Origin of the sequence: Microbispora sp. H10836, from assembly GCF_012999525.1 — a bacterium.
GTDB lineage: Bacteria > Actinomycetota > Actinomycetes > Streptosporangiales > Streptosporangiaceae > Microbispora.
In genome coordinates this window covers 25,667-35,110 of sequence record NZ_JABBWU010000040.1, presented here as the reverse complement: position 1 = coordinate 35,110, position 9,444 = coordinate 25,667, and the positions used below count along the sequence as shown (strand labels likewise).

The following is a 9,444-nucleotide window of genomic DNA, read 5'->3' as shown; positions in this document are numbered from 1 at the left end:
CCGCCCGCAGACGATCCGGCCGAACCCCTGGCGCACACCGCCTTGGCCGCGTCATAGTCACACCAACCCACAACTCGCCGACCCCACACGATCAGCTGCGAGTTACACCACCCGGCGGGACATCACCACCTGATCCGCCCGCACCGGGTGGTACGGCTCCCGCCGTCGGCGACGCCGCCGAGTCGTCCATGAGACCGGGGCATGATCAGGCGACTGTCGGCGAACACCCGCACGGAGGCGCCGGCGAATCCACGGCGGCGGGACACGCGGCGATCGGGCATGGCGGGAAGCACGGACCCGCAGGTGGTGCGGAGGCGGCGATATCCCCGCACGAGATGATGGGCCACGGCGGGCACGCCGGCATGTCGATGGCGGCGATGGTGGCCGACATGCGCAACCGCTTCCTGGTCGCGCTGCTGTTCTCGATCCCGATCCTGATGTGGTCGCCGATCGGCACCGAGGTGCTCGGCCTGCACGTCCCGGTTCCGTTCGGGCTGCGGCAGGACGTGTGGGCCCTGCTGCTCAGCCTCCCTGTGATCTTCTACTCCTGCTGGATCTTCTTCGACGGGGCTCTGCGGGCCCTGCGTGCGCGCACGCTCGACATGATGGTGCTGGTCGCCGTCGCGGTGGGAGCCGGCTGGCTGTATTCGGTGGTCGTGACGCTGACCGGCGGCGGTGAGGTCTTCTACGAGGCGGCCACCGTGCTGGCGGCCTTCGTGCTGCTGGGGCACTGGTTCGAGATGCGGGCCCGGGGCGGGGCCAACGACGCGATCCGTACGCTGCTCGATCTGGCGCCCCCCAAGGCGTTGGTCGTGCGCGACGGCACGCAGGTCGAAGTACCCACGGCCGAGGTGGTCGCCGGTGACCTGCTGCTGGTCCGCCCTGGCGCCAAGATCGCGGTCGACGGAGTCGTGGAGGAGGGCGAGAGCGAGGTCGACGAGTCCATGGTGACCGGCGAGAGCCTGCCGGTGCACAAGGAAATGGGCTCGGACGTGGTCGGGGCGACGATCAACCGCAACGGCACCCTGCGGGTGCGGGCGACCAAGGTGGGCGCCGACACCGCCCTCGCGCAGATCGTGAAGCTCGTGCAGCAGGCGCAGAACTCCAAGGCGCCGGGCCAGCGGCTGGCCGACCGGGCCGCGTTCTGGCTGGTCCTCGTCGCGCTGATCGGCGGCGCGCTCACCTTCGCCGTATGGTTCCTGCTGGCCGGACGGCCGTTCGGAGTGGCGATCCTGTTCGCCATCACCGTCGTGGTCATCACCTGCCCGGACGCGCTCGGCCTCGCCACACCCACGGCGATCATGGTGGGTACGGGTCTCGGAGCGAAGCGCGGCGTGCTGTTCAAGAACGCGATAGCGCTGGAGACCTCCGCACGCGTCCAGGTCGTGGTGATGGACAAGACCGGCACCCTGACCAAGGGCGAGCCGGAGGTCACCGAAGTGATCACCGATGGCGTGCCGGAGGATGAGCTGCTGCGGTTGGTGGCCGCGGTGGAGCGGGAGTCCGAGCATCCCTTGGCCCAGGCCGTCGTCCGGTACGCCGACGAACGTGGTCTGGACTCCGTACGAGCTGAGCGGTTCGAAAACATTCCCGGCCACGGTGCCGTCGCCCAGGTGGCAGGACGCCGGGTGATGGTGGGCAACCGGAGACTGCTCGACCGTGAGGGCATCGCGCTGGGCGAACTGGGCACACGGCGCGACCAAGTGGCCTCAGGAGGCCGCACGGCCGTACTCGTGGCGATCGACGGCAGAGCGGCCGGAGTGATCGGGATCGCCGACGCGCCCCGGGAGACCTCGGCAGCGGCGGTGTCCGCGCTGCACGACCTCGGCGTCGAGGTGGTCATGCTCACCGGGGACAACGCCGCCACCGCCGAGCGGATCGCACGCGCTCTGGGCATCGACACCGTGATCGCCGAAGTGCTGCCCGGTGATAAGGCGGCAAAGATCGCCGAACTCCAGGCCGGCGGACGTACGGTGGCGATGGTCGGCGACGGCGTCAACGACGCCCCCGCACTCGCCCAGGCCGACCTCGGCATCGCGATCGGCGCGGGCACCGATGTGGCGATCGAGACCGCCGACCTCGTGCTGATGCGGTCCGATCCGCTGGACGTACCCACCGCCCTGCGTATCGGCCGGGGGACGGTGCGCAAGATGCGGCAGAACCTCGGCTGGGCGATCGGCTACAACACCTTGGCCCTGCCCATCGCCGCGGGAGTGTTCGAACCCGCCCTCGGCCTGGTGCTGCGCCCCGAGATCGCCGCGCTGTCGATGTCGGGCTCCAGCTTCATCGTGGCCATGAACGCCCTCGCGCTCAAGGGACTCAGGCTGCCCGCCGCACAAGGCCAAGTCCACTGAGGGAGTCGGTGAATACCCACATTGAGAACTTCCTTACCGGGTGTCCCACATGAGCCTGGCACAGAGGGATTCCGCCGGGCTGCTGCCGGCGCTCGTGTCCACCGCCCTGACCGGCCTTCGGTTCAGAACCGTCAGCACGGCATCTGTAGGCCGACATCGAAGACACGGACGCCACCATCAAGGGTGAGCAGGGACAGAGCAACCGGATTCGCTCAACAGGGCAGGGGCAGCATCATAACGGCCAGGGTTGCCAGGGTGGCCGGGACGCCGAGGGCTGCGACGATGGCCAACCAGGACAGCGGCTTCGCATGCGGCACCCGTGGGAGTGCCGAAGGGTTGCTCAGCCGGGCGATTCTCAGCTTCGCGATCTGGGCTGTTGCAGGGTTGACCGCGAGCGCCCCCGCCGAGCAGGACGTGATCGCCATCTTCTGAAGTGCACCGATGAGTGGCGCTCTGCCATGACGTCGCGCGGCATGGTCGTCGGCGGCCAACTCCAGCAGACCAGGCAACGTCGTATGCGCGAGACGCAGCGTCCCGAGCCAGGGAATGGCGGAGCTCAACGCGTCGGCCAGCACCAGAATCAGATGGTGCCGTTGACGTAGGTGGGCGCGCTCGTGAGCCAGCACCGCCTCCACCTCGGCCGGCTCCAGTCGCTCAAGTGCGCCGGTAGTCACGACGATGGGCCGTTCTCGCGCCGGCAGGCAGTAGATCAACGGCATCGGGTGGTCAAGCACGCGGACATCCGGTTTCGTGACCAGATCGCGCGCGACCATATCGAGCATCTCCCGGTGCTCGCGCCGCCCTCGAACCGTACGGGCGATTCTGGGGACGGCCAGCCGGAGAGCCATTGCTCCCGCCGCCAGGACCAGAGCTGTTGCGAGCACCGCCAGCGGTGAGATGCCATGCCCATCCTTGGGCAAGCAGTCCGCGATCCAGTCGATGAGGCGATGGCCGGGCGTGGAAGGCAACACCAGTCCCAGACCGGCAAGCCCTGCCAGAGCCAGCACGGCGCCGGCAACCGCGGCGGCCCACAGCGCTACGGTGGTTCCGGGCAGACCTGCGGACCAGCTTGTGCGCAGAAGCAGGGGGCCGGCGAGATGTCCGAGCAGGAACACGCATCCGGCCAGGGCGATAAGTGAGGCGATCATTCCCTGTCCTCCACCTTCCTCACGCCGGGGCGAATGTTCCCGGGAACGGGTGGGCGGCGGGATTTCACCGCCCACCCGACTGAGTCTTACTGCAGGAGCTGCTTCATCCTGCTGATCTCTGCGGACTGGCTGGAGATGACGGATTCGGCCATCTGCTTCGCCGGCTCGTAAGCGCCGCCCGCCACCTCCTCCTTGGCCATGGCGACGGCGCCCTCGTGATGCTGGATCATCATCTGCAGGAACGCCCTGTCGAAGGCGGCACCCTTGAGGCCTTCGAGCTTCTTCATGTCCTCTTCGGACATCATGCCCGGCATTCCATGGTCCATCGGCATGGCGTTCTCACTGGGCGCCTGCACGCCCCAGCTCTCGAGCCAGCCGGTCATCGTCTGGATCTCTGGATCCTGCGCGGCCTCGATCTGCTTGGCCAGCTCCTTGACCTGACTGCTGGCTGCGCGCTCCTCGGCCAGCTTCGCCATCTCCAGCGCCTGGCGGTGGTGCGGAATCATCATCTGCGCGAACATGACATCGGCGTCGTTGTGGTCGGCCGCGGCGTTTGTGGCAGGAGCCTGTGATTCGGTAGGCATCGGGGACATCGATGACATGGAGGACATGTCATGGGTAGCGCTGTCGGTGGAGCCGCAGGCGGTGAGCAGGAGGCCGGCCCCGAGCAGGGCCACAGGAATGGCAAGACGCTTCATGATCGATACTCTCCGTGTTCGAGTTGATACAGGCAGCTCTGGCTCGACGATGGACGTACCGTCGAGTGCGCCTTCTACACCCGGATCACGCAGAGTTGGGCGAGGGTCGGCCCTCGGGGGCGGATCGCTGGCCCACGGGGAAGTAGCCGTTGCAGAAGCAGGCGGGTCGGCAACGCGACGAAGTGGCTCATGGCCACGGCGACGAAGAGAAGTAGTAGAACCGACCCGGCCAGAAGGAAGGCGAGACAGACCTGGCTACCGCCATGCCCGTCATGGGGCGAGCTCTGCCCGCCGTCAGGGCCTGTGTCCGTTGCCGCCATCGGCATGCCGGAGTCGCCCATATGAGGGGAATGGAGCGTCAGGACGCTCGGAGCAGGCAGAGGGCCAGGTGAGGGCTGCAGGCCATGCATGGCGAACAGCCCGCACAAGACCGCGGCAAGCAGAAGCAGTCCGCTCCAAGGAGCCAGCCTACGCGCCGCGTTGCCCGTAGTCACAGTGGACACCCTACCGATCGGGACGTGTGCTTCCCGCATCACGGACAGAGCGCCGCACAATGCGGCTACTAGCTCCGGCAGTGAACTGGATGAGTGGCTGCCGCATCCGCGGCCATGGGTAGTGCGGCTTGTTCAGAGCAGCGGGCGATCGGCAGAACTCCGGATCAAGGAGACGTCGTTGGTGATTTCAGCGTCGGCGGTGGACGGCAGTACGCGATTTGGCGCCTCAAACTGTGTTGCACATGGCCCTAATGCCAGCTTTGTGGTGCTGGAACTGATCTACTATCGTACTTAGGAAAGGAAGATCGAGGGCGGAGGGGACGTGCGGGAGTTCGGCAAGCTCGAAGCGGTCGTCATGGACTGCGTCTGGGCTCTTGGCCGGCCTGTGTCCGTGCGCGAGGTGCTGACCGAGCTCCAGAAGAGCCGCGAGATCGCCTACACGACTGTGATGACGGTGATGGACACCCTGCACACCAAGGGCTGGCTGCGTCGTCGGAAGCAAGGGCGTGCCTACAGTTACGAGGCCGTGGCCTCCCGCGAGGCGTACACGGCCCGTCTGATGCGGGACGCGCTCGCCACGAGCAACAACCAGGCCGCCGCCTTCGTGCACTTTCTCTCCGGGTTGACTCCGGCGGAGGCGGACGCGCTCCGCCAGGCTTTGAAGATCGTGCCGCCGGCCTGAACATTGCCCGGCTGGGTCCGAAATCCAGGTGCTGCGGCTGCACGCTCACGGCAGCGGATATGGCATCACACCGGCACGTGCGGCCGTGCTTCGATGCCGATCCTGTCGGTGACCATGGCTTGGAAGTGCGCGCACGAGGTGAAGTCCTCATGGTCGCAGTCCAGTGCACATCGGATGAGCTCCAGCGAGGCTTCCGCCTGTGCGATGCGCCGCCTCAAATCGTTCTCGAGGCGCCGCAGAATGACGCGCCGTTCCGCCGGCTCCCTGGCTGCGATCATCTCCCGGATGTCGTCGAGCCCGAACCCTGCCTCCTTCGCCCGCAGGATGACCGCGGTTCTGTAGAGGTCGTCGCGACCGTACCGGCGGCGATCGCCTCCGATTCGCACCGGCTCCAGCAGGCCGACGGACTCCCAGTGCCGCAGGACGTGCGTGGCCAGGCTGAAGTGTTCCGCCACCTGTCCGATGCTCATCGCCGGACGGTTCGAGCTTGACTTCATGTCGACATTAAGTCGCATGGTGGGACACATGTCCAACGACGAGACGAACCGTGTCCTCACCGAAGATCTCAACCCGCCTCCGGTGTCAGCAGGTCGCCAACGCGCTCGGCGGCGCCGCGGGCGATTGCCTGGGCGATGGCCGCCACAGAGCCGTCCGGCAGGGACAGCTCGTAGGCGTCGCCCGCCCGCCCGCAGGTCCAGACCCGGCCGGCGTCGACGGCCCTCGTCGATCATCTGCGGGCTGGCGTCGATGCTGATGACGTGGGCGACTTCGCCAACGTCGAGGGCCTCGGCGGGCAGGGCATCGTGGACGGCCACGCCGTCCTGGTCGGCCGGCCCCGTCTGCTGGAGGAATGGTCCCAGCACCTTCCCGTGGAGCTGGAACGCAGACTGCAGGAAGAACAGGTCGCGGGCCGCACGGCGGTGGCGGTCGGCTGGGACGGCCAGGCCCATGCAGTGCTGGTGGTGGCCGACGCCGTCAAGGCCACCAGCGCCGAGGCGATCCGCGACCTGCGCGCGCTCGGGCTGACCCCGGTGCTGCTGACCGGCGACAACGAGGCGGTCGCGCGTACGGTCGCCGGCCAGGTGGGCATTGACGAGGTGATCGCCGAGGTGCTGCCCGCCGACAAGGTCGACGTGGTGAAGCGGCTGCAGGCCGAGGGCAGGACCGTCGCCATGGTCGGCGACGGGGTCAACGACGCCGCCGCGCTCGCCCAGGCCGACCTCGGTCTGGCCATGGGCACGGGCACCGACGTGGCCATCGAGGCCGCCGACCTGACCCTGGTCAGGGGCGACCTGCGGGTGGCGGCCGACGCGATCCGGCTGTCGCGGCGCACGCTGCGCACGATCAAGGGCAACCTGTTCTGGGCCTTCGCCTACAACGTCGCGGCCCTGCCGCTGGCCGCCGCCGGGCTGCTCAATCCCGTGATCGCCGGAGCGGCGATGGCCTTCTCCAGCGTCTTCATCGTCAGCAACAGCCTCAGGCTCCGCCGCTTCCGTTTAGACCTGCGGTAAGAAGGGCCTCCGGCAGTTCTGCCGGAGGCCCTCGGGTATCCAGGGTGTGATGCCGGGCGAGGGCGCTCGGTGTGTCCGGGGTTTCCAATACAGCCAAGTCAGTCGCGGTTCGGGCAGCCACCTGTATGCGGTACGAGTGAGCGGCGGGCACAGGACGACGGCCAGCGCGAAGCCGGCACTGGCGATCGCCGCCAGGCCTAGGCGGCGGCCTGGCCGATGACGTATGGATCGAGCGTCCACAACGACCGGGAACTCCGGCCTACTACGACCTACCGTAGTTCTGTCTCCCCAAGGTACGCCCGACAGGGTCGCGCGACGGTCCGCCGGACCGCGCCTATCAACCCGTGTGAGCAGGCATTTTGTCGTCAGCCCTGAATCTGTCGATCACTCGTGCGTGTGACGTCGGCGCGGTGCGATCCCTCCGCAAGGGTGCTAATACGGATCAAATGCGAACTAGTCAGCCGTCCCTTCTGTAACATTTCGCCCAATAGCCAGACAAGGGAAGGCGTCAGCGTGACCGTGGCGGGCGTGCCAGTGAGGTTTGGGCGGGTGGTCGCGGCGGCAGGCCTGGCCGTCATCGTGCTGCTACCGCTCAACGGGGCGGCTGCCGAACCGCAACCCACCATCGCCCAGGCGAGGGCGAGACTTGAGAAGCTCAACGACCTGGCGGGGAAGATCGTCGACCGCTACAACCTGGCCAACGAGCGGTGGAAGAAGATCAAGAAAGACTACGACCGTCTGAACAAGGACTACAAGCAGCAGCAGAAGACCGTTGATCTGCTACGGGGCGATCTCGTCCGGCTTGCGATCAACACGTACCAGTACGGCGGCATGAGCAGCGGAAGAATCGTCACCAGCGACGACCCGCGGTCAGTGCTGAGCGGCATGGCCTTGTTCGACCACATGGCGGCCGACCGCGCCGAATCCCTACGGACCTTCGAAACCGCCAACCAGGCGCTCAAGGACAAGTACGGCAAGGCGAAAGAGACATTGGCCGAGGCCGGCAAGGCACGGGACGCACTGGCGGAGGAGAAGGCCAAGGCAGAGCGCATGGTCGCTCAGCAGACGAAGTTACTGCGCAGGTTAGGCCAGTTCCGGGCAGGGGACCCGAACAGCCCCGGGATTGCCTATACCGGCCCCGCCTCGGGAAACGCGCGCCTCGTGCTGCAGTTCGCGTACAAGCAGATCGGGAAGCCCTATCGGTGGGGTGCCACCGGACCAAGCTCGTATGACTGCTCTGGGTTCTCCCAGGCCGCCTGGCGTCAAGCGGGGGTCGAACTGCCCCGCACGACGTACGAGCAGTGGAGCTGGGGTGCTGACAGGCGCGTTCCGCTGGACTTGAGTCAGCTACAGCCGGGTGATCTGCTGTTCAGCAAGGGGCTGGGGCACATGGGCATCTACGCCGGTGACGGCAAGATGGTGCACGCTCCGCAGACGGGTGACGTCGTCAAGGTCGTCGAGCTCGATGGCTACTGGTGGGGACGGCTTCAGGGTGCCATCCGTCCTTGACGGTGACTCCTACTTCACTACATTCAGCCCGTTGACCACCGGGAAGGCAGCACATCGAGCGGCGCGTCGTGCGGGCCGGTGCTTGTGCTCGGTCGCGGGAAAGCGACCGACCCCGGCCTGGGATAGGAGGCTTCGCGCCGGAAGGCAGGATCACAGGCCGGACCTCCGAGGCCGACGACATGGCGATCAGCGAGTATCTGCTCGATCGCTACCGCATCTTCACCGTACGCCGAGGCGGACCCGCCGGGGCGACTGCGCACGAATGGCCCCTGCGCTGTTCACCTCGCGCGATGATGTGGACCTCCTCGCGACAGTCATACGAGACGCCGCCCCGCGCTTCTCCAAATGACAGATTCGCCTGGCGTATCCAGCGCCGGTGTACATGCCAACCCCGGGCCCGACCATATGTGGCTATCGCCTCTCATTGTTTGTCATATGGGAGTTTTTGGGCATCGACCATGATCGGGTAAATTATCGGGCTGCAATATCCTGTGCCCGCGTGGCTACCAGGTGCTGCCGGGCACAACACCGGTGATGTGTAACGGGGGTTTCTCGGGTACGACGGCGAAGCAGCCGAGTGACTTGAGGCGAGTGCAGAAGAGCCGGGTGCCGATCGCGATCGCGGCGGTGCTCGGGCTCTTCTTCCTTCACGTGATTACCTGCTGCACGATCGATCGGGCCCAGCCGGACCACCACCCTGTCGTCGGCATCGGCGCGGCCTCCACGGACCCCGATGGATGCGATCACTCCGCACCACATCCGGAATGCCATGAGGAGTCCGACGGTCTCTGGGTCCGGGCCCTCGACGGCGACGACCCCCTTCGCCTTGAGGCGATCGTCGGAGCGTTCTCAGTAGAAGAGCCGCGTGCTTTCGGCCCGCCCGCCCGGCGCGCCCCCTCCCGTATCCCGCAGGGAGTAGAACCGTACGCTTTGTGTGTGTTGCGCATATAAACCCACCACCTGCTCGCCGTCAGTGAGCAAAAGGCAAGACAGGAAACCGTCCGGCGCCTTCATTTCCGACGCTGGCGCCATTGACCTTGGTGGGTTG

The 9,444-nt window shown here is 66.9% G+C and carries 7 protein-coding genes and 1 pseudogene; 4 read left to right on the top strand and 4 right to left on the bottom strand.

The window, feature by feature from the left end:
• The first annotated feature begins 335 nt into the window (after positions 1 to 335).
• Positions 336 to 2,354, top strand: coding sequence for a cation-translocating P-type ATPase (locus HHX30_RS39635; RefSeq protein ID WP_249350998.1), 2,019 nt, complete (start codon positions 336 to 338; stop codon positions 2,352 to 2,354).
• Between the two features lie 212 nt (positions 2,355 to 2,566).
• Here HHX30_RS39635 and HHX30_RS39630 read toward each other — a convergent pair whose 3' ends face one another.
• The 3 genes from HHX30_RS39630 to HHX30_RS43930 form a co-directional block, all read right to left on the bottom strand.
• Entirely contained in the window at positions 2,567 to 3,502 is a 936-nt protein-coding gene (locus HHX30_RS39630; protein WP_169989084.1) for a M56 family metallopeptidase, read from the bottom strand.
• A gap of 86 nt (positions 3,503 to 3,588) precedes the next feature.
• Entirely contained in the window at positions 3,589 to 4,200 is a 612-nt protein-coding gene (locus tag HHX30_RS39625; protein WP_169989083.1) for a DUF305 domain-containing protein, read from the bottom strand.
• A gap of 74 nt (positions 4,201 to 4,274) precedes the next feature.
• A complete protein-coding gene (locus HHX30_RS43930) occupies positions 4,275 to 4,733 on the bottom strand; it encodes a DUF6153 family protein (protein ID WP_396706937.1) in 459 nt (152 codons plus the stop codon).
• Between the two features lie 283 nt (positions 4,734 to 5,016).
• Here HHX30_RS43930 and HHX30_RS39620 point away from each other — a divergent pair, with 283 nt between their 5' ends.
• On the top strand, positions 5,017 to 5,376 hold the full coding sequence (locus HHX30_RS39620; protein ID WP_169989082.1) for a BlaI/MecI/CopY family transcriptional regulator: 360 nt from the start codon (positions 5,017 to 5,019) through the stop codon (positions 5,374 to 5,376).
• 65 nt (positions 5,377 to 5,441) lie between these two features.
• On the opposite strand, the gene HHX30_RS39615 is transcribed toward HHX30_RS39620, so the two are convergent.
• A complete protein-coding gene (locus HHX30_RS39615) occupies positions 5,442 to 5,903 on the bottom strand; it encodes a MerR family transcriptional regulator (protein ID WP_211593435.1) in 462 nt (153 codons plus the stop codon).
• 237 nt (positions 5,904 to 6,140) lie between these two features.
• On the opposite strand from HHX30_RS39615, the pseudogene HHX30_RS39610 reads away from it, so the two are divergent.
• Positions 6,141 to 6,887, top strand: a pseudogene (locus HHX30_RS39610) (HAD-IC family P-type ATPase); the annotation flags it as partial.
• A gap of 513 nt (positions 6,888 to 7,400) precedes the next feature.
• The gene (locus HHX30_RS39605; RefSeq protein WP_169989081.1) at positions 7,401 to 8,396 is read left to right on the top strand and encodes a C40 family peptidase; all 996 of its coding nucleotides are present in this window, start codon (positions 7,401 to 7,403) and stop codon (positions 8,394 to 8,396) included.
• Positions 8,397 to 9,444 lie beyond the last annotated feature (1,048 nt).

Bases quoted from the DNA above. Each gene is read 5' to 3' on its own strand.
- HHX30_RS39635 (WP_249350998.1), top strand. From the start codon at position 336: ATGATGGGCCACGGCGGGCACGCCGGCATGTCGATGGCGGCGATGGTG.
- HHX30_RS39630 (WP_169989084.1), bottom strand. From the start codon at position 3,502: ATGATCGCCTCACTTATCGCCCTGGCCGGATGCGTGTTCCTGCTCGGA.
- HHX30_RS39625 (WP_169989083.1), bottom strand. From the start codon at position 4,200: ATGAAGCGTCTTGCCATTCCTGTGGCCCTGCTCGGGGCCGGCCTCCTG.
- HHX30_RS43930 (WP_396706937.1), bottom strand. From the start codon at position 4,733: ATGCGGGAAGCACACGTCCCGATCGGTAGGGTGTCCACTGTGACTACG.
- HHX30_RS39615 (WP_211593435.1), bottom strand. From the start codon at position 5,903: ATGTGTCCCACCATGCGACTTAATGTCGACATGAAGTCAAGCTCGAAC.